Below are 22862 nucleotides of genomic sequence, written 5' to 3'. Positions count from 1 at the left end.
CCCAGCTACGGGCGTCCTCGTCAGCGGCGCTGTGCCTTCTCGGCCCGGACCCGGCGGAGCCGGTTCACGGTGACCGGGTCGTGGGCGAGGGCCCTGGGGTCGTCGAGGAGGGCGTTGAGCAGCTGGTAGTAGCGGGTGGCGGAGAGGCCGAGCCGCTCGCGCACGGCCCGCTCCTTGGCGCCGGGGCCCGGCCAGGAGCGGCGTTCCAGGGCGAGGACGGCCTGTTCCCGCTCGCCGAGCTCGCCGGGCTCCCCGGCCGCCCCCGCCTTCCCGATTTCACTGGTCATACAGACCAACTTATTCCGCCCCGCTTGTTCCGCCCCACTTGTTCCGCGCTCCGCGTCTACTCCGCGCTCTCCGCCGCCGTCGCCTCGCGCGCGATCCGGCCGAGGACCTCCGAGGGCTTGCCGCCCGGGGCGACCGCCTTGCCGATGTCCTTCTTGACCGTGCCGCTGACCTGGGCCCAGGAGGTCTTGCCGACGGGCGGCAGCTGGGAGTCGGGCAGCGCCTCCAGGAATTCGCGCAGGTCGGCGTGGGCCGGGTCGGCCTGCATGGTGGCGGAGGCGGTGACGGTGGCGGGCAGCAGGTCGTTGTCGCCCGCGAACTTCAGCACGTTCGCGTCACTGAAGACGAAGTCGAGGAAGGCGCCGATCTCCTTGCGGTGGCCGTTCTGCTTGAAGCCCATGATCCAGTCGGCGACGCCCATGGCGGCCCTGTCCCCGCCGTCGGCGCCGGGCAGGGCGACCTTGCCGACCTTGACGCCCTTCTTGGCGGCCTCCTGCATCAGCGACGGGTGGCCGTTGAGCATGCCGACCTCACCGCGTGCGAAGGCGGCGAACGCCTCCTTGCGGTCGAGCTTCGCGGGTGCGACGGGACCGGTGAGGCCCTTGGCGACGAGGTTGTCGCGCAGCCAGGTGAGGGTGCGGATGTTCGCGTCGGAGTCGACCTTGTAGTGGCCCGTCGCGTCGAGGTAGCCGCCGCCCCCGCTGAGCAGCCACATCATCGTCTCCGCCTGGGCCTCCTCGGGCCCGAGCGGCAGCGCGAAGGGGTAGGGGACGTTCTTCTTCCTCAGCTTCTCGGCGGCCGCGGCGAGCTCGTCCCAGGTGGTCGGGGGCTCGTCGACGCCGGCCTTGTCGAAGAGCTCCTGGTTGAAGAAGAGCAGCCGGGTGGAGGCGACGAACGGCATGCCGTACTGGGTCTGCTTGTACTCGCCGGCGTCGACGAGCGGGGCCAGGAAGTTGGCCTGGACGGGGATGGAGAGCAGCTCGTCGGCGGCGTAGAGCTGGTCGGCGGCCGCATAGTCGGCGTAGGCGCCGATCTGGGCGATGTCGGGGGCCCGGCCGGCCTTGACGAGCTCGGCGACCTTGCGGTCGACGTCGTTCCAGGACTCGATCTGGACCTGGATCTTCACGCCGGGGTTCTTGTCCTCGAAGGCGGCGACGAGCCCGGCCCAGTACTTCTTGGTGGAGTCCCCGCCGGTGAGGTCGTAGTCGGCGGCCACCAGGGTGAGGGTGACGTCCCCGTCGTCGCCGCCGAGCGTGCCGCAGCCGGAGAGGGCGGCGGTCAGACCGAGTGTGGTGGCCGCCGCGGCCAGTCCAAGAAATCGTCGCCGCTGCACAGCCGTGACCCACCCTTTTGCTCGTCGTCGAGATGTCGGAAGTCGTCAGTTTCTCCCGAAGAGCGACAGGAGGTCTACACCACTCGCATATCGCTTCTGCAACGCATCGGCCCGCGGGCCACCCGCCCGCGACCCGGGCGCCACAAGCCCGCGCGCCCCTCGGCCGCCATTTGTATCCGACCGCAACAATCCGTCACAGTGGACTAGACCTTTTCGGGGTGGACACGGGAGACTGTCCCCGTGAGACACGTCATCGCCCTCGATGTGGGCGGCACCGGCATGAAGGCCGCCCTCGTCGGGGCGGACGGCACCCTGCTCCACGAGGCCCGCCGCGCCACCGGCCGCGAGCGCGGCCCCGAGGCCGTCGTCGAGACGATCCTCGGCTTCGCCGAGGAGCTGCGCGCCCTCGGCCAGGAGCGGTACGGACAGCCCGCCGCGGCCGCCGGAGTCGCCGTCCCGGGAATCGTCGACGCCGTGGACGGCATCGCCGTCTACGCGGCCAACCTCGGCTGGCGCGACGTCCCCATGCGCGCCCTGCTCAGCGAACGCCTCGGCGGCATCCCCGTCGCCCTCGGCCATGACGTGCGCACCGGCGGCCTCGCCGAGGGCCGGATCGGCGCGGGCAACGGCGCCGACCGCTTCCTCTTCGTCCCCCTCGGCACCGGCATCGCGGGCGCCATCGGCATCGGCGGCGCCATCGAGGCCGGCGCGCACGGCTACGCGGGCGAGATCGGCCACATCGTCGTCCGCCCCGGCGGCACCGAGTGCGGCTGCGGCCAGCGGGGCTGCCTGGAGCGGTACGCCTCCGCCTCCGCCGTCTCCCTCGCCTGGGCCGCGGCCTCCGGCGACCCCGAGGCGGACGCCGCCGACTGCGCCAAGGCGGTCGAGTCCGGCGACCCGGCCGCCACGAAGGTCTGGCAGGACGCCGTCGACGCGCTCGCCGACGGCCTGGTCACCGCGCTCACCCTGCTGGACCCGCGCACGCTCATCATCGGTGGCGGTCTCGCCGAGGCGGGGGAAACCTTGTTCACACCCCTTCGGGTCGCCGTGGAGGAGCGCGTCACCTTCCAGAAGCTGCCCGCCATCGTCCCGGCGGCCCTCGGGGACACCGCCGGATGCCTGGGCGCGGGCCTCCTCGCCTGGGACCTGCTCGCCGACCCCGCCCACGACGCCGACCAGCGCCCCACCGACTCGGAGGTATCCGCCTGATGGCCGTTTCCACAGTTCTCGCCGGGGCCCGCGTGGTGCTGCCGACCGGGATCGTCGAGAACGGACGAGTGATCGTCGAGAACGGCCGCATCACCGGAGCCGCCCACGAGGACACCCCCGCCCTCGACCTCACCGGCCACTGGCTGGTGCCCGGATTCGTGGACATGCACAACCACGGCGGCGGCGGCGCCTCCTTCACCTCCGGCACCGTGGACGAGATCCTCACCGGCGTCCACACCCACCGGCTGCACGGCACCACCACCGTCGTCGCCTCCTTCGTCACCGGCGACACCGACTTCCTCGGCCGGCGCGCCGGCCTCCTCTCCGAGCTGGCCGAGCAGGGCGACATCGCCGGCATCCACTTCGAGGGCCCGTTCATCTCCCCCTGCCGCAAGGGCGCCCACGACGAGGCGCTGCTGCGCGACCCCGAGCCCGCCGAGGTGCGCAAGCTGATCGACGCCGCGCGCGGCCAGGCCCGCATGGTCACCCTCGCCACCGAGTTGCCCGGCGGCATCGACTCCGTACGGCTGCTCGCCGAGCACGGCGTGATCGCCGCGATCGGACACACGGACGCCACGTACGAGCAGACCGTCGAGGCCATCGACGCGGGCGCCACCGTCGCCACCCACCTCTTCAACGCGATGCCCGGCCTCGGTCACCGCGCGCCCGGCCCGATCGCCGCCCTCCTGGAGGACGAGCGGATCACCGTCGAGCTCATCAACGACGGCACCCACCTGCACCCGGCCGCCCTGGAGCTGGCCTTCCACCACGCCGGCCCCGAGCGGGTCGCCTTCATCACCGACGCCATGGACGCGGCCGGCTTCGGCGACGGCACGTACGCCCTGGGCTCGCTCGCCGTCGAGGTGAAGGACGGCGTGGCCCGGCTCGTCGAGGGCGGCTCCATCGCCGGCTCGACCCTCACCCTCGACCGGGCGTTCCAGCGCGCCGTGACCGTCGACCGACTGCCCGTCGAGTCGGTCGTCCAGGCCGTCTCCGCCAACCCGGCGAAGCTGCTCGGCGTGTACGACCGGGTGGGCTCCCTGGAGCCGGGCAAGGACGCCGACCTCGTCGTCCTCGACGCGGACTTCGAGCTCAAGGGCGTGATGCGCAAGGGCAGCTGGGTGGTCGATCCCCAAGTGGGCTGATTTCACCGCATGGTTGCCCCGCGGTCGTCCAGCGGTCGTCCCACGGCGATCGGTCCGGGGTCTGGGCCGATCGCCGTCTCTTTGGCATGATCAGGACGCTGAAGGCGGTGACACGAGCACACGAGACGACGGGGGCGGTACGGATGATCCTCACGGTCACCCTCAACACGGCCCTGGACCTGACCTACAAGGTCGACGCTCTCACCCCGCACACCTCGCACCGGGTCGCCCAGGTCGTCGAACGCCCCGGCGGCAAGGGCCTCAACGTCGCCCGCGTGCTCGGCGCCCTCGGCCACGAGACGGTCGTCACGGGCTTCGCGGGCGGCACGACCGGCGAGACCGTCCGCGCCCTGCTCGCCGCCGGCACCGCCGGACAGCCGGTCCACGACGCCCTCGTCCCGACCGCGGGCGCCACCCGCCGCACCGTCGCGGTCGTCGACGCCACGAGCGGTGACACCACCCAGCTCAACGAACCCGGGCCCGCCATCACCCCCGACGAGTGGTCCGCCCTCACCACCCGCTTCACCGAACTCCTCGGCGACGCCCGGGCGGTGGCCCTGTGCGGCAGCCTGCCGCCGGGCATCCACGTCGGCGCCTACGCCGAACTCGTCCGGCTCGCCCGGGCCGCCGGCGTCCCGGTCCTCCTCGACACCAGCGGCGAACCCCTGCGCCGGGGCATCGCCGCCCGCCCCGACGTGATCAAGCCGAACGCGGAGGAGCTGGCCCAGCTCACCGGCTCCCGCGAACCGCACCGCGCCGCCCGCGACGCCCGGCGCCGCGGCGCCCACGCGGTGGTCGCCTCCCTCGGCCCCGACGGCCTGCTCGCCGCCACCCCGGACGGCCACTGGCAGGCGGCCCCGCCCGCGCCCGTACGGGGCAATCCGACCGGCGCGGGCGACTCGGCCGTCGCGGCCCTGCTTGCCGGCCTGGTCGACGGCACCGACTGGCCCGACCGCCTGGCCCATGCCGTCGCCCTCTCGGCGGCGACGGTCCTCTCCCCGGTGGCCGGCGAGTTCGACGCGGGCGCCTACGAGGCGCTGCTCCCCCGCGTCACGGTCCACGCCCCGGCCACGGCGGCGTAGGGGATGTCTCGCCGATCCTGCCGGGCTCGCCCCTGATCCGACCTGATCGACAAGACACCCCCTAGGGCCCCCAGACGAAGAAGAACGGGGCCCCGAAGGACCCCGCTCCCCTGCCACCGGCCTCGCCCGGTCGCTCGCTCAGCCGCTGAGCTTCGTCTTGCTGATCTTCAGCCAGTCGAAGACGGCATCGCACTGGTTGCCCGTCTCACACGACAGCTTGATCGTGTTCTGCCCCTCCTTGAGGGTCACCGGCGCCCAGGTGGTCTGCCAGTTCTTCTCCAGGTTCGGGTCCGAGGAGCCGATGAAGTTCTTGAGGCCTATCGGGTTGCTGTTCGCCGTGTCGTTGACGGTCAGCGTCGCGTTCGCGTCCTTCGCCGGGATCGCGTAGCGCACGTAGAGGTAGTAGCTCCCGGCCGAGGGCACCTCCGCCTGCCAGGTCACCGACGAGCCGATCGCGTTGAACCCGGTCACGTACGCGCCGTCGGCGCCCTCCGCACCCTTGATGTCCTTGGCGAGCGCCGCCGAGCCGCCCAGCTTCAGCGTCGCCGCGTCCTGCTGCGGCAGCTCCAGCGGGGGCTCCGAGGACGAGCTCGGGTCGACGGACGGCGACTCGGAGACCTGGGTGGGCGCGCCCGTCGGCTTCCCTCCGCCGCCGGCGTTGTCGGAGTCGTCGCCGGCGTTGGTGATCACGGCGGCGGTGATGCCGAGCACGACGACCGCGACGACCGCCACGGCGCCGATCAGCAGCCCCTTGGTGTTGGGGCCGCGTCCGCCGCCGGAGCCGCGCGGCGCGGGCTGCGACGGGCCGGGGCGGTGCTGGCCGCCGCCGGGATAGGTCTCGGGCGCCGCGTACTGCGGGTGCGGCTGGCCGTAGCCCTGCTGCTGGCCGTACGGGGCCTGCTGTGGCACCTGTGCCTGGCCGTGACCGCCGTACTGGCGCTCGCCGACCGTGCGGACCTGGTTGTACGAGGTGCGGGGGACGCCCGGCTGAGCCGCCGGACCCGGGTAGCCGTAGCCGCCGCCCTGGGGCGCCCTGGCCCCCGCCGCCTGCCCGTCCGCGTACAGGTAGCCGAACGGATCGTCGTCCTCGGGCGTCTTCGCGCCGTCGTTACCGGCAGCCATCCGGGTCACTCCTTTTCCCTGCTCGCCAGCCGTCGCCGACCGGCCGAGCCTACCTCGTACGGCCCTGTCAAGGTTTCGGCGATGTGTGTACGACCGGTGAACGAACCGGCGGACCGGGCCCTATCCGGCCCTGCGGTGCACCTTCGACCGGGACCGCTTCTCGATGTACATCCGCTGGTCGGCGCTGTTCAGGACCTCTTCGACGGTCATGCCGCACTCGGCCCAGCCGATGCCGAAGCTCGCACCGACCCGCACGGCCCGTCCGTCCACCCGGATCGGCGGAATGATCGCGTTCCGCAGCCGGACGGCGAGGTCGGCGGCGTCGGCGGCGCCCAGGCCGTCGGCGAGGACGACGAACTCGTCACCGCCGAGGCGCGCGACGGTGTCCCCGTCCCGTACGCCCGTGGTGAGCCGGCGGGCGACCTCGATGAGGACGGCGTCGCCGGTGTGGTGCCCGAAGCGGTCGTTGATCGACTTGAAGCCGTCCAGGTCGCAGAAGAGGACGGCGAGCCCTTTGGTGCCGTCGTCGGTCTCTCCGCCGGTGGGGGCGACGGTGTGGACGTGGTGGTCGTACGGCCCGGCGCCGGCGACCGGCGAGAAACCGAAGCCGTGCTCGTGCTCGTAGTCGTACTCGTACGGCGGCTCGAAGCCGTCGGCGGGGACGGGCGCGGAGCCCGCGGCGGGCGGCTCGGTGGCGAAAGGGCGCTCGCAGATGCGGGCGGAGAGCCGGGAGCGGAGTTCGGCGCTGTTGGGGAGGCCGGTGAGCGCGTCGTGCGAGGCGCGGTGCGCGAGCTGCAGCTCGTGGCGCTTGCGCTCCTCGATGTCCTCGACGTGGGTGAGGAGGAAGCGGGGGCCGTCGGCGGTGTCGGCGACGACGGAGTTGCGCAGGGAGACCCAGACATAGGTGCCGTCGCGGCGGCCGAGGCGCAGCTCGGCGCGGCCGCCCTCGGCGGAGGTGCGCAGCAGGGTGCCTATGTCCTCGGGGTGGACGAGGTCGGCGAAGGAGTAGCGCCGCATCACGGAGGCGGGCCGGCCGAGCAGCCGGCACAGGGCGTCGTTGGTGCGCAGCAGCCTCCCGTGCTGGTCGCCGCCCATCTCGGCGATGGCCATGCCGGAGGGCGCGTACTCGAAGGCCTGCCGGAAGGACTCCTCGCTGGCGCGCAGGGCCTGCTGCTCGCGCTCCAGGCGGACCAGGGCGCGCTGCATGTTGGAGCGGAGGCGGGCGTTGCTGATCGCGATGGCGGCCTGGGAGGCGTACATCTGGAGGGCCTCGCGGCCCCAGGGGCCGGGGTGCCGTCCGTTGCGCGGGCGGTCGACGGAGATCACGCCGAGCAGCTCGCGGCCGGAGCCGGGGGGTCCTCCGGGATAGGCGGAGCGCACGCCGGGGGCGTACATCGGCGCGTACAGCCGGTCGTGGGGGTGCCACTCGTCCTCGAAGCGGGGGGCGGGGCCCTCGGTGTGCCACTGGGGCACGTCGTCCTCGATCAGCACCCAGCCCTCGGTGTGCGGGATGAAGACGAGGTCGCCCCAGGTCTCACCCATGGCGAGGCGGCGCTCCCAGGAGGCGCGGGAGCCGACCCGGCCGGTGATCAGTGCCTCGGCGGCGGGGCTGCCGGCGAAGGCGGCGACGACCAGATCGCCGTCGGGGCGCACGAGGTTGACGCAGGCCAGCTCATAGTTGAGGCCCGCGACGATGCCGTCGGCGACGGCCTGCAGGGTGTCCGCAAGGCTTCGGGCGGTGTTGAGGTCCGCCACGACCTGATGCAGCTGCCGCAGGGTCGCAAGACGGACGTACGGCTCCGACTCGGTCTCCATCGCTCGCTCTCCCCGAGACCTCGACAGCTGACTCCAGGGTTCTCATCGGCTTCATCGGCTTCGTGGTGCACTGTCCCCGCCACTGAATCACAGCGAGCTGTGCACCCGGTACACAGGGTCAACAATTACTGCACTCTGTGACTCAAGTCACAAAGACTCTCGGGGGTTTGAGAACCCGGCGTGAACAGCGCCGGACGGGAGCGGAAAGAGGGTCCTAGGACCGTCGGGGGAAGCCGGCCTGGTCCCGGCGCCCGATGTGAGGCGGCGCGGGTCCGGATTAGCGTGCGAGGGTGCTGCAGAAGACGCCCGCCACCGGGACCACCGCCGTCGACCTGGCCATCCCTCATGCTGAGGGAGTGAGCAACGACGAGTTCAAGGCCGCCATGGCCCGGCTGGCGGCGGGCGTGGTCCTGGTCACGGCCCACGACCCGGAGGACGGCCCGCACGGCGAGGACGTCGGCATGACGGCCACCGCCTTCCTGTCCGTCTCCCTCGACCCGCCCCTGGTCATGGTCAGCCTCCGCAACGACTCCCGCATGGACGACCTGCTCGCGGAGGTGCCGGTGTGGGCGGTGTCGCTGCTCTCCGAGAGCCAGCGACACGTCGCCGGACGCTTCGCGATGAAGGGCCGGGTCAGCGACCGCCTCCTCTTCGCCGACCTCCCCTACACGCGCGGCCCCCACAGCGGCGCCCCGCTGATGGGCGGCGCGCTCGCCACCCTCGAATGCCGTACGGAGAACCGTGTGGTCGCCGGCGACCACACGCTCGTCATCGGCCGCGTGCTCGCCACGAACCTGCCCTCGGCGGAGGGCGGCCCGCTCACCTACTTCCGCGGGAAGTACCGCACGCTGGGCTGAGGCCCGGCGGAGGTGCGACGGAGGCCGCCCGGCCGAGGGCCGGCATGGCCCGGCGCAGGCCCGGCGCCGCCCGGCCGAGGGCCGGCATGGCCCGGCGCAGGCCCGGCGCCGCCCGGCCGAGGGCCGGCATGGCCCGGCACAGGCGCGGGCGGAGGGCCGGCGCAGGCCCGCCGGAGAACCGGCGGAGGCCCGCCGGAGAGCCGCCGGAGGCCCCGGCCCTCGGCCGGCTCAGCCCCAGTCGCGGCCCTGGCGGCCCCGCTTGGTCTCCGCGCGCTGCTTCTTCTCCCGCAGCCGGCGCTCGTTGATGCCGCGCGGGATCCTCGTCGCGCGGCGCGGCTTCGGCGGCGGCGCCGTCGCCTCGGCGAGCAGCGCGGCCAGGCGCACGGCGGCGGTCTCGCGGTTGCGCCACTGGGAGCGGTGCTCCGAGGAGCGGACGGTGACCACACCGTTCACCAGTCGGCCGGCGAGCCGCTCCAGGGCCCGCGCCTTCCACACCTCCGGCAGGGCCTCGGTCGCCGCCAGGTCGAAGCGGAGCTCCACCTGAGAGTCGCTGGTGTTGACGTGCTGGCCGCCCGGCCCGGACGACCGCGAGAAACGCCACAGGAGCTCGGCCTCGGGCAGGGAGACGGAGCCGCGGATCGGATAGGGACCGGACATGCCTTCCATGTTCCCCGCGAAGGCTCCCGCACGTCATCCTGTTTTCGCGAGGGAACCGCCGCACCCCCTGACGCGTTATTGGGTGCGAAGACACCGCGATGAAAGGGACATCCCATGGCTGTAAGCCTCTCCAAGGGCGGCAACGTCTCCCTGACCAAGGAGGCCCCGGGCCTCACCGCCGTCACCGTGGGCCTCGGCTGGGACGTCCGTACGACCACGGGCACCGACTTCGACCTCGACGCGTCCGCCATCGGCGTCGACGCCGCCGGCAAGGTCGTCTCCGACGGCCACTTCGTCTTCTTCAACAACAAGTCGACGCCGGACCAGACCATCGTCCACACCGGTGACAACCGCACCGGCGAGGGCGGCGGCGACGACGAGCAGATCAACGTCAACCTGGCGGGCCTCCCGGCCGGCGTCGACAAGATCGTCTTCCCGGTCTCCATCTACGACGCGGTCAACCGCGGCCAGAACTTCGGCCAGGTCCGCAACGCCTACATCCGCATCGTCAACCAGGCCGGCGGCGCCGAGATCGCCCGCTACGACCTGTCGGAGGACGCCGCCGTCGAGACCGCCATGGTCTTCGGCGAGCTGTACCGCAACGGCGCCGAGTGGAAGTTCCGCGCCGTCGGCCAGGGTTACGCCTCCGGCCTCGAGGGCATCGCCCGCGACTTCGGCGTCAACCTCTGACCCGTACGCGTCCAGGGCCCCGGCGCACCGCGCCGGGGCCCTTGCCTTACCCGGTCAGTCGGTCGCCTCGGCGGGCTTCCCCTCGCCGTACAGCCACACGTCCCACAGCCCGCCCAGGTCCCGGCCCGCCACCGACTCCACGTACCGGGTGAAGTCCTCGGTGCTCGCGGTGCCGTGCCGGTGCTTCGCCGGCCAGCCCGCGAGGATCTCGTAGAAGGTGTCGTCGCCGACCTCCTGCCGGATCCGGTGCAGCACCATCGCGCCCCGTTGGTACACGGGCGTGGCGAACAGCTCCTCGGCGCTCGGCGGTTCGGCCGGCGGGAAGGCCCAGGCGGCATCGTTCGCGAAGGCCTTCTCGAAGTTCTCCTGCGCGGGGGTGTCCTCGAAGTCCTCCGCGTAGAGCCACTCCGCGTACGTCGCGAAGCTCTCGTTCAGCCAGATGTCCTTCCAGGTCGCGGGCGACACGGAGTTGCCGTACCACTGGTGGGCCAGCTCGTGGACGAGGGTGGCGGTGTCGAAGGAGGCCGCGGAGAAGACGGGCCGGGTCTGGGTCTCCAGGGCGTAGCCGAGGTCCTCGTCGCGTTCGACGATCGCGCCGGTCGCGGTGAAGGGGTACGGGCCGAAGTTCTCCGTCTGCCACTCCAACAGTTCCGGGAGCCGGGCCCGCAGCGCCGCGGTCTGCCGGGCGACGACCGGATCGACGGCGGTGAGGACGGGCACGGTGCCGAGGGCGGTGGTGGTCGTGGTGTCGTAGCGGCCGATCGCGAGGGTGGCGAGATAGCTCGCCATCGGCTCGGCCGCCCGCCAGACGGAGGTGGTGCGGCCGTCGGCCGTCTTCCTCTCCGAGGCGAGCACGCCGTTGGAGACGGCCTTGAGGCCGGCCGGGACGGTGACGGTGATGTCGTACGCGGCCTTGTCGAAGGGGTGGTGGTTGCCGGGGAACCAGGCCATGGAGCCGGCCGGCTGGCCGACCGCGAGGGCCCCGTCGGCGGTCTTCAGCCAGCCCTCCTCGGAGCCGTCCGCGTCGGTGACGGTCTCGGGCACCCCTTCGTACGTGACGGTGGCGCGGAACTCGTCCCCGTCGTCGATGTCCTCGCGCGGCCGCAGGGTCAGTTCGCTCCCGGCCCGGTTGACCGCGGCGGGCGCCCCGTCGACGGTGGCGCCGCGGACGGTGAGCCCCGTGAGGTCCAGGTTGAAGGCGCTGAGGTCCTTGGTGGCCTTGGCGGTGATCTCGGCGCGCCCGTCGAGGCGGCCGGTGGCGGGGTCGTAGGACAGCGTGAGCGCGTAACGGCTCACGTCGTAGCCGCCGTTGCCGAGCCTGGGGAAGAGCGGGTCGCGCAGCCCCGCGGCGCCCGGGGTGCCCCGCACCCCGCCACCGGCACCCGAGCCGGTGCACCCGGCGGCGAGCAGGGCGACGGTGAGCGCCACGGCTCCGGCACAAACTCGCCTACGTCTGTTCACGAACCGATCCTAAACAGACGTACGAATACGGACCCGAAGCAAAACGGCCCCGAAGCAAAACGGCCCCGGCGCGAAACGGACCCTACGCAGAACGAACCCGGCGAAAGGACGACGGCGCCCGGCGGGGGATCCGGGCGCCGTCGGGCATCGGGGGCGGGGGCCGTCAGTCGTCGAGGGACGCCACGCCCGCCTGGGCGAACTTCTCGTCGAGGTCGCCGGAGGGGGCACCGGCCACGCCGATGCCGGCGATCGGGCCGCCGTTCGCGGTCACCGGGGCGCCGCCCGCGAGGAAGAGGGTGCCGGGGATGTCCTTCAGGTTGGGGGCCTGGGCGAGACGGCCGGCGAGGACCGAGGTGGGGGCGTTCCAGGAGACGGCGGTGTACGCCTTCTTCACGGCCGACTCGTAGGACTGCGGGCCCGCGCCGTCGCCGCGCAGGGTCACGAGGGTGGTGCCGTTGCGGTCGACGACGGCGACGGAGACCCGCTGGTTCTCCTTCTCGGCGGCCTTCAGGGCGGCCTGCGCGGCCTCGGTCGCGGCAGCGATCGTCAGGTGGGTGGTCTGGCGCAGGTTGTCGCCGTCCGCGTCGGCCTTCTTGGCGGCGGCCGCGGCCGGGGCGGCCTGCGGGGCGGTGGCGTTCGCGGAGACGGCGCCGAAGGTGCCGGCGGCGAGGACGACGGCGGCGGTGGTGCCGAGGAGGAACTTCTTCTTCATGGCGGGCTCCAGGATGTCGAGGCGGCGGCGGTGTTCCGTTCGCTCTGCATCGATCCTCGGCCCGGAACCGGCCCCGTCCGGTCCACGTTCCGGCTGCCCTCGCCGAGCGGGACGGTGGACGCGGGGGTCAGCCGATCGGTTGATGCCGGCATGGTCCCCCTGGGTCAGGATGGATGCGTATACCCAGGTCGGAAGCACTGTGGATGAGGTGGAAGGACGATGGACCGGGACCCGGACGCCCGCTGGCTGGCGCGGGTCATGCACGTCGCCTTCTTCCTCCTGCTCGGCGCCTCCCTCGCCCGCTTCCTGCTGCGCCACCCCTGGGAGGACCGCAGCCCCTGGATCGTGGCGCTGTCCGGCGCGCTCGCCTCGCTCTACCTCCTCGGTCCGGTCCTCGGCACCCGCGCCACGCCCCGCCGGATCGCCTGGCTGGGCACGGTCGTCGCCGTGTGGATGGTCCTAGTGGTGCTGGCGCCGAGCTTCGCGTGGTGCGCGGTGCCGCTGTTCTACACGGGTCTTCGCACCCTCCCGCCGCGCGCCGCGCTCGGCCTCGTCACCCTCCTGACGCTGTTCGTCGTGACCGCCCAGGTGCAGCTGTCGCACGGCGGCTTCGACCCGAACCTGGTGATCGCCCCACCGGCCGTCGCGGCCATCGCGACCGCCGTCTTCGTACACGCGGAGCGGCAGGCCGACCGGCAGCGGGCGCTCATCGAGGACCTCATCCGCACCCGCCGCGAGCTGGCCGCGACCGAGCGCCGGGAGGGCACGCTGGCGGAGCGGCAGCGGTTGTCGATGGAGATCCACGACACGCTCGCCCAGGGCCTGTCCAGCCAGCAGATGCTGCTCCAGGCCGCCGACCGCACCTGGGACAGCGACCAGGCGACCGCCCGCCGGCACGTCCGTACGGCCGAGTCGATCGCCGAACGCAACCTCGCCGAGGCCCGCCGCTTCGTCCATGACCTGGCCCCCGCCGACCTCGCCGAGGGCGGCGGCCTGGAGGAGGCGCTGCGCGGTCTGGCCACCCGCGAGTCGGCCGCCTTCCGGGTGGACGGGGCGGCGGTGCCGCTGCCGGACCGGGTGCAGTCGGCGCTGCTGCGGATCGCGCAGGGCGGCCTCGCCAACATCCGGGAGCACGCCGGGGCGGGCTCGGCGGCGATCACCCTGACCTATCTGGACGACCAGGTGGTCCTCGACGTCGCCGACGACGGGCGTGGCTTCGACCCGGCCGCGGTGCGGGACGCGGGAGGCGTGCGCGGGCACGGGCTGCCCGCGATGCGGGTGCGGGCCCGGCAGCTGGGCGGCACGCTGACGATCGAGTCCACCCCGGGCGAGGGCACCGTGCTCTCCGCCGCGATCCCTCTGGAGGTACGACCGTGAGCGCGCCCGTACGGATCCTGCTCTGCGACGACCACGCCGTGGTCCGGGCCGGGCTGCTCGCCCTGCTCGGCAGCGCGCCCGACATCGAGGTGGTCGGCGAGGCGGGCAGCGGCGAGGAGGCGGTCGCGATGGCGGCCCATCTGCGGCCGGACGTGGTCCTGATGGACCTCCAGCTGGGCGCGGGCATCGACGGCGTGGAGGCCACCCGCCGGATCGCCCCGACCGGGGTGCACGTCCTGGTCCTCACCACGTACGACACGGACGCGGACATCACGCGGGCGATCGAGGCGGGCGCCACCGGCTATCTCCTGAAGGCCGAGCGCCCCGAGGAGCTGTTCGCCGCGATCCACTCCGCCGCCCAGGGCCGTACGACGCTGTCGCCGCCGGTCGCCAGCCGGGTCATGGACCGGATGCGGGGCGCCGCGGGCCCCTCGCTCACCGACCGGGAGCGCGACATCCTGGGCCAGCTCGCCCACGGTCTGGGCAACCGCGAGATCGCCCGCGCGCTGTTCATCAGCGAGGCGACGGTCAAGACCCATCTGGGCCGGATCTACGCGAAGCTCGGCGTCGACACGCGCGCGGGCGCGGTGGCGGTGGCGAAGGAGCAGCGCCTGCTGCCGTAGCGGCCGCCGGGTGCTCCAGGGGCGGGCCCGTCCCCGACGGGCGGCGCCGGACGCTCACCCGGGCGTGCGGACCGGACCCGTGTTCCCCTTCCCGCGCCGCCCCCACTGCTACCCTGCGTTGCCACCCAGGCGCACACCGTCATGTCCTCGTGGGAGCGCATGTGAAGATCACCATCGTCGGCGGCGGGCCCGGCGGCCTGTACTTCTCGATCCTGATGAAGCGCCAGGACCCGTCCCACGAGATCACCGTGTACGAGCGCAACCCGGCCGGTTCCACGTACGGCTGGGGCGTCACGTACTGGGCGGGGCTCCTCGACAAGCTGCGCGCGGGTGATCCGGAGTCCGCCGGGGCGATCGCCGCCGCGTCGGTGACCTGGACCGACGGTGTGGCGATCGTCCGCGACCGGCGGACCGTGCACCGCGGCGACGCGGGCTTCGGCATCGGCCGGCGCCGGATGCTGGCGCTGCTCGCCGACCGGGCGAGGGAGCTCGGCGTACGGGTCGAGTTCGAGCACCCCGTCGGCGGCGCCGATGCCCCCGAGCTCGCCGGCGCCGACCTGGTCGTCGCCGCCGACGGGGTGAACAGCCTGCTGCGCGAGGCACATCCGGACCGCTTCGGCGCGGAGGTCCGCAGCGGCCGCAACCCGTACGTCTGGCTGGGGACGACGAAGGTCTTCGACTCCTTCAGCTTCGCGTTCAAGGAGACCGGGCACGGCTGGATCTGGTGTTACGCGTACGGCTTCAGCGGCGAGCAGTCGACCTGCGTGGTCGAGTGCTCGCCGGAGACGTGGAAGGGCCTCGAACTCGACCGCACGAACGAGGCCGACAGCCTGCGCCTGCTGGAGAAGCTGTTCGCGGACCTCCTCGACGGCGAGCCGCTGATCGGCCGGGAGCAGCACGGCGACGGCGCCCCCGCCCAGTGGCTCACCTTCCGCACCCTGACCAACCGGGCCTGGCACCACGGCAACCTGGTGCTGCTGGGCGACGCCGCCCACACCACCCACTACTCGATCGGCGCCGGCACGACCCTGGCCCTGGAGGACGCCCTCGCCCTGGCCGCCGCCCTGCGCGATCCCTCCACACCCCTGGACGCGGCCCTCACCGCGTACGGCCGCAGACGCCGCTCCGAGCTCGTCTCCTCGCAGAGCGCGGCCCGCTACAGCGCCCGATGGTACGAGAACCTGCCGCGCTACATGGGTCTGGAGCCGGCCCGGATGTTCGCCCTGCTCGGCCAGCGGCACTCCCCGCTGCTCCCGTACGTCCCGCCCCAGCTCTACTACCGGCTGGACCGCGCCGCCGGGCAGATGGAGGCCCTGCGCCGACTCAAGCGCTGGCTGGGCCCACGACTGGCCCGCGCGGCCCACCGGGCATGACCGGCCCACCGGGCATGACACCATCAGGGCGTGCTCGACATCGGCTACTCCCTCTCCCGCCGCTTCCCCGACCCGCCGCAGACCGACTACCGCCACGCGGACGTCCACGCGCTGCGGCACGACCTGTTCTGCGGTGACGTGTACCTCGCGGACACCGAGAAGGACCAGGAGCTGTCCACAGCCTGGGGATGGGTGCCGGTGCTCGACTTCGCGTGGGCGCTGTGCGACATCGTCGAGCAGCTCGACCGCGACCCGCGCGGCAGTCGCGCCGCGCAGCCGCAGTACGCGGAGCTCGACTTCACCGAGTCCTCCGACCGCATGCTGTTCGAGCGCCGCTTCGGCTGGGTGGACGTCGAGGCCGACTGGATGCCGGGCGACGAACCGCCGCTCACCTTCAACCACGGCGTACTGCGCCGCGAGGCCCGCGACTTCCTGCACGACCTGATCGCCGACCTCACGGACATGCACGAGGGCCTCGCGGACAACCCGGTGGTGTGGGCCCTCCAGGCCCGCTTCCCCCGGCTGCCGTAGGCACGCTCCGCCGCGCCGCGCCCGCCGGCCCCGTACCGCTCAGTCCTCCACCCGCACCCCCAACTGCGCCGCGAACACCGGCGCCAGGTCGAGCAGCTGCGCCGTGGAGATCACCGCCCCCGCCAGGGCGTCCACCCCGCGGGCGATCTCCAGGCGCTGGACGGTCCGCAGGTCGACGTCCTTCAGCCGCGCCCCGCCGAAGTCCGCCCCGACCAGCACGCAGTCCCGGAACTCCACCCTCTCCAGCGCCGCGCCCCCGAAGTCCGGCTCGCCGAGCACGCACCCCTCGAACACGACGTCCTTGAGGCTCGCCGCCCGCAGGTTCACATAGTCGATCTTCCCGCCCCGGACCCACACCCTCTCCAGCACCGCCCCGTGCAGCTGCGCCCCACCGAGCCGCGCCTCCCGCACCTCCACGTCCCGCAACTGCGCCCCGGCCAGGTCCGTCCCCACACCCCGTACGCCGTCGAGGACCGAGTCGAGGAAGCGGGCGGACGTCAGCCGCGCCTCGTCGAGCCCGCAGTCGCGCACCGCGCAGTCCAGGAACCGGGCCCCCGCCCCGTCCTGTCCGGCCAGGTCCAGGCCGGCGAGCTCCCGGCCGTCGTAGTCGCCGTCCGGCTCCAGACCGCCCCCGTACGGCTCCAGCGGCGGCAGCCGCACCTCGGGCCGACGCGCCTCGCGCACCGGCCGCGCCCGCCCCGCCCGCCCCGCGCCACCGGCCCGGCTCGCCGGGCTGTCCTTCGACACCGTCCTCTTCCTCATGCCGGCCATCGTGACGCACGCCACTGACAATCCCCCGGCCCCGATGTCACGAACGGGGCCCCGCCGCCCGTCCCCTTCGTGAATCCGACACAAGGAGCCAGAGAGATGCGGAAGATCACGATCGTCGGCGGCGGCTTCGCCGGGCTCACCGCGGCCGTCACCGCGGCGGAGGCGGGCGCCGAGGTGACCCTGTACGAGGCCCATCACACCCTCGGCGGCCGGGCCCGCACGGCCGCCGGCCCGTACCGGACCAACGAGGGCCCGCACGCCCTCTACAACGGCGGCCCGCACTGGACCTGGCTGAAGCAGCGCGGTCTGCTCGGCGAACTCGCCCCGCTGCCGCCGCTGGAAGCCGCGACGCTCCGCTTCCACCACCGGGGCGCGCTGCGCCGCATCCCGCCGCTCGGCTTCCTGCGGCAGGCCCTGCGCGGGGCCGACCGGGCGCCCGTGGACGTCGACTTCCGCACCTGGGCCACCCGGCTCGCCGGTCCGGACGCGGCCCGCGCCGCCGCCGCGTACAGCGGGGTCGCGCTCTACCACCACGACCCCGGCGCGCTCTCGGCCCGCTTCGTGCAGGAACGACTGCACCGCGCCGCGGCGGTCCCGCCGGAGGCTCACTTCATCAAGGGCGGCTGGGGCCGGCTGATCGAACGGATGGCGGCGCGCGCCCGGGAGCTCGGCGTGCGGATCGAGACCTCGTCGCGGGTCGACGCCCTCGACGCGCTGCCGCTCGCCCACGGCCCGGTGATCGTCGCGACCGCCCTGCCGTCCGCCGCCCGGCTCCTGGGCGACCCGTCGCTGACCTGGGAGTCCGGCCGTACGGTGCTGTTCGACCTGGCCCTGCGGACCCGTAAGGGCGACCCGTTCGCGATCTCGGACCTGGACGCGCCCGGCTGGGTCGAGCGGTTCACCACCCAGGACCCGGGTCTGGCCCCGGCCGGTGAACAGCTGATCCAGGCGCAGCTGCCGATCGCTCCGGGGGAGTCGAAGGCGGACGGCGTCGCGCACGCGGAGCGGCTGCTCGATCTGGGCTTCCGGGACTGGCGCGACCGTACGGTGTGGCGGCGCGAGGCCGTCTCCCAGGGCCGTACGGGCGCGGTGGACCGCCCCGGGACCACCTGGCGCGACCGGCCGGCGATCGACCAGGGCGGCGGGATCTACCTGGTCGGGGACCAGGTGGCGGCGCCGGGCGTGCTGGCCGAGGTGTCGTTCACGAGCGCGGTGGAGGCGGTGTCGATGGCGCTGCGCAAGGAGACACTTGACCTCAAGTCCGCTCGAGGTTGAAAGCTGGGCACGGTCACCGAGCGAAACCGAAGCCTCGGCCACGCACGTCGCCGCGAACGAACGGCGAACGAACAGGGGAGCCCCGCATGCACGCCATCCGCCTCCACGCCTTCGGCCCCGCCGAGAACCTCACGTACGAGGAGACCGACGACCCCGTCCCGGGCCCCGGCCAGGTCCGCATCAAGGTCGCGGCGGCCGGCGTGCACCTCCTCGACACGGTGCTCCGCGAGGGCGAGACCGGCCCCTTCCCCGCCCCGGCCGAGCTCCCGACCGTCCCCGGCCGCGAGGTCGCCGGCACGGTGGACGCGCTCGGCGAGGGCACCGACCCCACCTGGCTGGGCCGGCGGGTCGTCGCCCACCTGGGCATGGCGCCCGGCGGCTACGCCGAACTCGCCGTCACCGACGCCGCCCGGCTGCACGCCCTGCCCGACCACCTCGGCGAGGCGGAGGCCGTCGCCATGATCGGCACCGGCCGCACCACCTTCGGCATCCTTCAGTTCACCGAGCTCGGCCCCGAGTCGATCGCGATCGTCCCGGCCGCGGCGGGCGGCATCGGCACGCTCCTCGTGCAGTACGCGAAGAACGCCGGCGCGACCGTGATCGGCCTTGCGGGCGGCCCGGAGAAGGTGGCCCGGGTGGCGGAGAACGGCGCGGACCTCGCGGTCGACTACAAGGAACCGACCTGGCCGGAACAGGTCCGCGCGTATCTCGGCGAGCGCCGGGCGACGATCGTCTTCGACTCGGTGGGCGGCGACACGGCCCGCGCCGCCGTCGACCTCCTGGGCAAGGGCGGGCAGCACCTCGTCTTCGGCTGGTCGGGCGGCGCCGAACTCGTCCTCACGGAGGAGGAGCTGACCACCCGTGGCATCACCTCCGAGTCCGTCCTCGGCCCCGTGATGCTCCAGAAGGCCGGCGGTGACGTCCGCAACCTCGAACTCGCCGCCCTCGCCGCGGCCGGCGACGGCACCCTGCGCCCCGCGGTCCAGCCCTTCCCCCTGTCGGAGGCGGCCGCGGCCCACCGCACCCTGGAGACCAGGGGCACGATGGGCAAGGTCGTCCTGGTCCCCTGAAAAACCCCTCAGGGGACCCCTGAGGGCCCCCTGGGATGCCCCTGAGACCCCGTCAGGCCCCCAGCACGTCCCAGGAGTGCCCCTTGAACTCCTTCAGGAAATCGGGGTGGTCCTCCCACATCCGGGCGACGGAGCGCAGCACGTCCCAGTTGTGCTCCAACGCCTGGTCCACCACCTGCCGCAGCTCGGGCGCCGACTCCCGCTTCTCCACGAGCCCGTTCACGGCCGAGGCCGCCTGCACGGTGTACCGCAGCGCCCGCAGCGCCCGGGAGGTGTCGTCCATCCCGAAGCCGTGGTCGCTGCCGTTCTCGGGGTCGAAGAGCGGCGTGAGCCGCGCCTCGATGAAGGCGGTGATCCGCTCGAACCGCTGCTGAATGTCCATGTCCATGCCCCCTTCCTACCCTCTCGCGGAGCGTCCTGCCGAACCCAGGTCCTTCAGCGCCCCGTCCGTCAGGCGGTACACCGTCCACTCGTCCTGCGGGCGGGCGCCGAGGGACTCGTAGAAGGCGATCGAGGGGGCGTTCCAGTTCAGGACCGACCACTCCAGGCGCTCGTAGCCGCGCTCCACGCAGATCCGGGCGAGTTCGGCGAGCAGGGCCTTGCCGTGACCGCCGCCTCGGAGGTCGGGGCGGACGTAGAGGTCCTCCAGGTAGATGCCGTGGACTCCGCGCCAGGTCGAGAAGTTGAGGAACCACAGGGCGAAGCCGGCGACCTCGCCGTCGGAGGTCTCGGCGATGTGGGCGTAGGCGGCGGGGCGGTCGCCGAAGAGGGCCTCGTGGAGCTGCTCCGGCGTGGCGCGGGCCTCGTCGAGGGCCTTCTCGTAGTCCGCGAGGTCACGGATCATCCGGTGGATGACGGGCACGTCGGCAGGCGTGGCGGTACGGATCATGGGGCCAGACTGCACCGGATCAGGCCCGCCTGGCCAGCAGGTTCCGCGCGATGGACACCTGGTCGGGGTCGAGCGCCGGCTCGCCGTCCTCGACGTCCCACAGACCGTTCTGCAGCACCCGCGCCAGCGTCCAGGCCCGGGCCCGCCCGCGGTCGAGCCCGAGGTGCTCGGTGAGGAGGTCGAAGCGCCACAGGGTCTCCGCCGGATCCGGGCCGCCGTCGTCGTCCCATAGGTCCGTGAGCGCCGGGAGCAGTTCGAAGCCCGGGTCGCCGGCCAGCGGCTTCGGGTCGATGGCCAGCCAGGGCTCGCGCTCGGCGGCCAGGATGTTGTCGTAGTGCAGGTCCCAGTGCAGCAGCCGGTCGCCCGGCTCGGCCACGACCTCCCGTACCGCCGCCGCGCAGTCCCGCAGCAGCGCCGCGTCCTCGGCGCCCAGCCGGGCCGCGGCCGCCGGGGTCGCCGCGAGCATGTCCGCCGCGATGTCGCCGAGCCGCCGCAGCCCGGGCGGCGCCGGGACCGCCACCAGCCGGCCCAGCAGGCAGGCCAGGATCCGCACCGCCTCCCGGGCGTCCCCGGAGTGCCCGGAGTCCCCCAGCGTCGACAGGTGCCGCGTCTCGTCGGCGCGTTCCAGGAGCATGGTGCCGGTCTCGGCGTCGTGCTCCAGGAGCCGTACCGCCCCCTCCCCGCCCCACGTCCGCAACGCGACCGGCTCGCCCTCGCTCTCCTCGTCCAGGAGCTGGAGCTTGAGCGCGGCGGGGACACCGCCCCGCGTCACCGGCAGCACCAGCGAGGCGACGCCGTGCATCGAAGGACCGGTCAGCCGCAGGCCCCACCGGTCCAGGAACTCCTCCGCCCGGCCCGGCAGCGCCTCGACGAACGCCCGCCCCGCCTCGCCGTTGTACTTCGCCTGCGACGCGGCCAGTTCCTCGGGTACCCGGATGGATGCGTGGGTCATCCTCCGACCGTAGCCACCCGCGCCCCGCGGCGCCTTCGAAAAACGTGCCGATCACCCGCGAAGCGCGCGGGAGAAGGCGGCACGGGCGGGCGGCCGTGGGCGGTCCCGCACGACGGAATCCGCAGCCCCGGCCCCGGGCGCGTCCCCGCCCCAGGACCGCCGCCGGGCGACCCGTATCCACGCGGCCGGGGCCCCGGTAACCTCCCGCGCACGGACCCGGAAGAGGGATGGACATGAGCACGAGCAGCACGGTCAACGGCGGCATTTCGTTCTGGTACGCGCAGGAGGGCGCCTCCGCGCCCCGCGAACCGCTGCCCGGCGACCGGACCGCCGACGTCTGCATCGTCGGCGGCGGCTACACCGGCCTGTGGACCGCCTACTACCTCAAGAAGGCCGTCCCCTTCCTCGACATCACCGTCCTCGAGGCCAACTTCTGCGGCTACGGCGCCTCCGGCCGCAACGGCGGCTGGCTCTACAACGGCATCGCCGGCCGCGACCGCTACGCCCGGCTGCACGGCCACGAGGCCGCCGTACGCCTCCAGCACGCCATGAACGACACCGTCACCGAGGTCATCGACGTCTGCGCCGCCGAGGGCATCGACGCCGACCTCCACCGCGGCGGCGTCCTGGAGGTCGCCCACTCCCCCGCCCAGCTCGCCCGCCTCAAGGACTTCCACGCCGTCGAGCTCGCCTTCGGCGAGAAGGACCGCGAGCTGTTCGGCGCCCGCCAGACCGCCGAACGCATCCGGATCACCGGCGCCGTCGGCTCCACCTGGACCCCGCACGGCGCCCGCCTCCACCCGGTCAAGCTGGTCAAGGGCCTCGCCGACGCCGTCGAGGCGCTCGGCGTCACGATCCACGAGTCCACCCCGGTCACCGAGATCCGCCCGAAGCACGCCGTCACCCCGTACGGCACGGTCCGCGCGCCCTACGTGCTGCGCTGCACCGAGGGCTTCACCGCCTCCCTCGCCGGCCAGCGCCGCACCTGGCTCCCGATGAACTCCTCCATGATCGCCACCGAGCCGCTCACCGACGCGCAGTGGGAGTCCATCGGCTGGGAGGGCCTGGAAACCCTCGGCGACATGGCCCACGCCTACATGTACGCCCAGCGCACCGCCGACGGCCGCATCGCGCTCGGCGGCCGGGGCGTCCCGTACCGCTTCGGCTCCAAGACCGACAACGACGGCCGCACCCAGCCGCAGACGATCGAGGCCCTGCGCGAGATCCTGGTCCGCTTCTTCCCGCAGCTCGCCGGCGTCGGCATCGCCCACGCCTGGTCCGGCGTCCTCGGCGTGCCCCGCGACTGGTGCGCCACCGTCACCCTCGACCGCTCCACCGGCCTGGGCTGGGCGGGCGGTTACGTCGGCTCCGGCGTCGCCACCACCAATCTCGCCGCCCGCACCCTGCGCGACCTCATCCAGCAGGACTCCGGCCAGTCCGGCCCGACGGACCTGACCACCCTGCCCTGGGTCGACCACCGGGTCCGCAAGTGGGAGCCGGAGCCGCTGCGCTGGCTCGGCGTGCAGACCATGTACGCGGCCTTCCGCGGCGCCGACCGCCGGGAGTCCACCGCCCGCACGGCCGCCACCGACCGCGTCGCGGTCCTCGCCAACCGCCTCAGCGGCCGCTGAGG

At 73.4% G+C, this 22862-nt stretch carries 23 protein-coding genes; 12 read left to right on the top strand and 11 right to left on the bottom strand.

Annotation, left to right across the window (positions count from 1 at the left end; all coding sequences use genetic code 11):
• Window positions 1-20 precede the first annotated feature (20 nt).
• Window positions 21-287 (bottom strand): DUF3263 domain-containing protein, encoded by a 267-nt coding sequence (locus tag ACFY7C_RS35135; protein ID WP_389659124.1) that lies wholly within the window; start codon window positions 285-287, stop codon window positions 21-23.
• A 56-nt stretch (window positions 288-343) separates the two neighbouring features.
• Window positions 344-1618 (bottom strand): ABC transporter substrate-binding protein, encoded by a 1275-nt coding sequence (locus tag ACFY7C_RS35130; RefSeq protein WP_389659121.1) that lies wholly within the window; start codon window positions 1616-1618, stop codon window positions 344-346.
• A 240-nt stretch (window positions 1619-1858) separates the two neighbouring features.
• Here ACFY7C_RS35130 and ACFY7C_RS35125 point away from each other — a divergent pair, with 240 nt between their 5' ends.
• From ACFY7C_RS35125 to ACFY7C_RS35115, 3 genes are all read left to right on the top strand, one after another.
• Window positions 1859-2827 carry an ROK family protein gene (locus tag ACFY7C_RS35125; RefSeq protein WP_389659118.1) on the top strand — a complete coding sequence of 323 codons (969 nt, stop codon included), beginning with the start codon at window positions 1859-1861 and terminating at the stop codon, window positions 2825-2827.
• Window positions 2827-3972 (top strand): N-acetylglucosamine-6-phosphate deacetylase, encoded by a 1146-nt coding sequence (gene nagA, locus ACFY7C_RS35120; protein ID WP_389659115.1) that lies wholly within the window; start codon window positions 2827-2829, stop codon window positions 3970-3972. Before ACFY7C_RS35125 ends, nagA begins: the two co-directional genes overlap by 1 nt.
• A 143-nt stretch (window positions 3973-4115) precedes the next feature.
• On the top strand, window positions 4116-5054 hold the full coding sequence (locus ACFY7C_RS35115; protein ID WP_389659255.1) for a 1-phosphofructokinase family hexose kinase: 939 nt from the start codon (window positions 4116-4118) through the stop codon (window positions 5052-5054).
• A gap of 138 nt (window positions 5055-5192) precedes the next feature.
• Here the strand turns inward: ACFY7C_RS35115 and ACFY7C_RS35110 are convergent, their stop codons facing one another.
• Both ACFY7C_RS35110 and cdgB read right to left on the bottom strand, forming a co-directional pair.
• Window positions 5193-6176 (bottom strand): CBM35 domain-containing protein, encoded by a 984-nt coding sequence (locus tag ACFY7C_RS35110; RefSeq protein WP_389659112.1) that lies wholly within the window; start codon window positions 6174-6176, stop codon window positions 5193-5195.
• 120 nt (window positions 6177-6296) lie between these two features.
• Window positions 6297-7991, bottom strand: coding sequence for a diguanylate cyclase CdgB (gene cdgB / locus ACFY7C_RS35105; protein ID WP_389659109.1), 1695 nt, complete (start codon window positions 7989-7991; stop codon window positions 6297-6299).
• A gap of 290 nt (window positions 7992-8281) precedes the next feature.
• On the opposite strand from cdgB, the gene ACFY7C_RS35100 reads away from it, so the two are divergent.
• Window positions 8282-8848: a flavin reductase family protein gene (locus ACFY7C_RS35100; protein ID WP_389659106.1), complete on the top strand. Its 567-nt coding sequence runs from the start codon at window positions 8282-8284 to the stop codon at window positions 8846-8848.
• A gap of 228 nt (window positions 8849-9076) precedes the next feature.
• Here ACFY7C_RS35100 and arfB read toward each other — a convergent pair whose 3' ends face one another.
• A complete protein-coding gene (arfB, locus tag ACFY7C_RS35095) occupies window positions 9077-9514 on the bottom strand; it encodes an alternative ribosome rescue aminoacyl-tRNA hydrolase ArfB (RefSeq protein ID WP_389659103.1) in 438 nt (145 codons plus the stop codon).
• A 105-nt stretch (window positions 9515-9619) separates the two neighbouring features.
• Between arfB and ACFY7C_RS35090 the strand changes: the two genes are divergently transcribed.
• Window positions 9620-10195, top strand: coding sequence for a TerD family protein (locus ACFY7C_RS35090; RefSeq protein WP_352075127.1), 576 nt, complete (start codon window positions 9620-9622; stop codon window positions 10193-10195).
• A gap of 54 nt (window positions 10196-10249) precedes the next feature.
• On the opposite strand, the gene ACFY7C_RS35085 is transcribed toward ACFY7C_RS35090, so the two are convergent.
• A complete protein-coding gene (locus tag ACFY7C_RS35085; protein ID WP_389659100.1) occupies window positions 10250-11623 on the bottom strand; it encodes a M1 family metallopeptidase in 1374 nt (457 codons plus the stop codon).
• Between the two features lie 196 nt (window positions 11624-11819).
• Window positions 11820-12368, bottom strand: coding sequence for a heme-binding protein (locus ACFY7C_RS35080; RefSeq protein ID WP_389659097.1), 549 nt, complete (start codon window positions 12366-12368; stop codon window positions 11820-11822).
• Between the two features lie 219 nt (window positions 12369-12587).
• Between ACFY7C_RS35080 and ACFY7C_RS35075 the strand changes: the two genes are divergently transcribed.
• The 4 genes from ACFY7C_RS35075 to ACFY7C_RS35060 all read left to right on the top strand — a co-directional run bounded on the left by ACFY7C_RS35075 (window position 12588) and on the right by ACFY7C_RS35060 (window position 16272).
• On the top strand, window positions 12588-13745 hold the full coding sequence (locus tag ACFY7C_RS35075; RefSeq protein ID WP_389659094.1) for a sensor histidine kinase: 1158 nt from the start codon (window positions 12588-12590) through the stop codon (window positions 13743-13745).
• A complete protein-coding gene (locus tag ACFY7C_RS35070) occupies window positions 13742-14368 on the top strand; it encodes a response regulator (RefSeq protein ID WP_389659091.1) in 627 nt (208 codons plus the stop codon). The genes ACFY7C_RS35075 and ACFY7C_RS35070 overlap by 4 nt, the downstream gene beginning before the upstream one ends.
• 161 nt (window positions 14369-14529) lie before the next feature.
• Window positions 14530-15741 carry an FAD-dependent monooxygenase gene (locus ACFY7C_RS35065; protein WP_389659088.1) on the top strand — a complete coding sequence of 404 codons (1212 nt, stop codon included), beginning with the start codon at window positions 14530-14532 and terminating at the stop codon, window positions 15739-15741.
• Window positions 15742-15771: 30 nt separating this feature from the next.
• Window positions 15772-16272, top strand: coding sequence for a hypothetical protein (locus ACFY7C_RS35060; RefSeq protein WP_389659085.1), 501 nt, complete (start codon window positions 15772-15774; stop codon window positions 16270-16272).
• A gap of 39 nt (window positions 16273-16311) precedes the next feature.
• Here ACFY7C_RS35060 and ACFY7C_RS35055 read toward each other — a convergent pair whose 3' ends face one another.
• Window positions 16312-17034 carry a pentapeptide repeat-containing protein gene (locus tag ACFY7C_RS35055; RefSeq protein WP_389659082.1) on the bottom strand — a complete coding sequence of 241 codons (723 nt, stop codon included), beginning with the start codon at window positions 17032-17034 and terminating at the stop codon, window positions 16312-16314.
• Between the two features lie 105 nt (window positions 17035-17139).
• Between ACFY7C_RS35055 and ACFY7C_RS35050 the strand changes: the two genes are divergently transcribed.
• Together ACFY7C_RS35050 and ACFY7C_RS35045 are read left to right on the top strand one after the other, a co-directional pair.
• Window positions 17140-18318: an FAD-dependent oxidoreductase gene (locus ACFY7C_RS35050; RefSeq protein ID WP_389659079.1), complete on the top strand. Its 1179-nt coding sequence runs from the start codon at window positions 17140-17142 to the stop codon at window positions 18316-18318.
• 86 nt (window positions 18319-18404) lie between these two features.
• On the top strand, window positions 18405-19388 hold the full coding sequence (locus ACFY7C_RS35045) for a zinc-binding dehydrogenase (protein WP_389659076.1): 984 nt from the start codon (window positions 18405-18407) through the stop codon (window positions 19386-19388).
• A gap of 52 nt (window positions 19389-19440) precedes the next feature.
• On the opposite strand, the gene ACFY7C_RS35040 is transcribed toward ACFY7C_RS35045, so the two are convergent.
• From ACFY7C_RS35040 to ACFY7C_RS35030, 3 genes are read right to left on the bottom strand one after another with little or no spacing between them, the layout of a single operon-like run.
• Window positions 19441-19776, bottom strand: a complete 336-nt coding sequence (locus ACFY7C_RS35040; RefSeq protein WP_389659073.1) for a hypothetical protein — start codon at window positions 19774-19776, stop codon at window positions 19441-19443.
• A 9-nt stretch (window positions 19777-19785) separates the two neighbouring features.
• Complete coding sequence (locus tag ACFY7C_RS35035) at window positions 19786-20277, bottom strand: GNAT family N-acetyltransferase (protein ID WP_389659070.1); 492 nt, start codon at window positions 20275-20277, stop codon at window positions 19786-19788.
• Window positions 20278-20296: 19 nt separating this feature from the next.
• A complete protein-coding gene (locus ACFY7C_RS35030; RefSeq protein WP_389659067.1) occupies window positions 20297-21229 on the bottom strand; it encodes an aminoglycoside phosphotransferase family protein in 933 nt (310 codons plus the stop codon).
• Between the two features lie 233 nt (window positions 21230-21462).
• Here ACFY7C_RS35030 and ACFY7C_RS35025 point away from each other — a divergent pair, with 233 nt between their 5' ends.
• The gene (locus ACFY7C_RS35025) at window positions 21463-22860 is read left to right on the top strand and encodes an NAD(P)/FAD-dependent oxidoreductase (protein ID WP_389659064.1); all 1398 of its coding nucleotides are present in this window, start codon (window positions 21463-21465) and stop codon (window positions 22858-22860) included.
• The last annotated feature ends 2 nt before the right edge of the window (window positions 22861-22862 follow it).

It is taken from the genome of Streptomyces sp. NPDC012769 (genome assembly GCF_042901205.1).
GTDB lineage: Bacteria > Actinomycetota > Actinomycetes > Streptomycetales > Streptomycetaceae > Streptomyces.
Note: the sequence above shows the minus strand (reverse complement) of the source record. Positions and strands in the feature narration are given on the sequence as shown.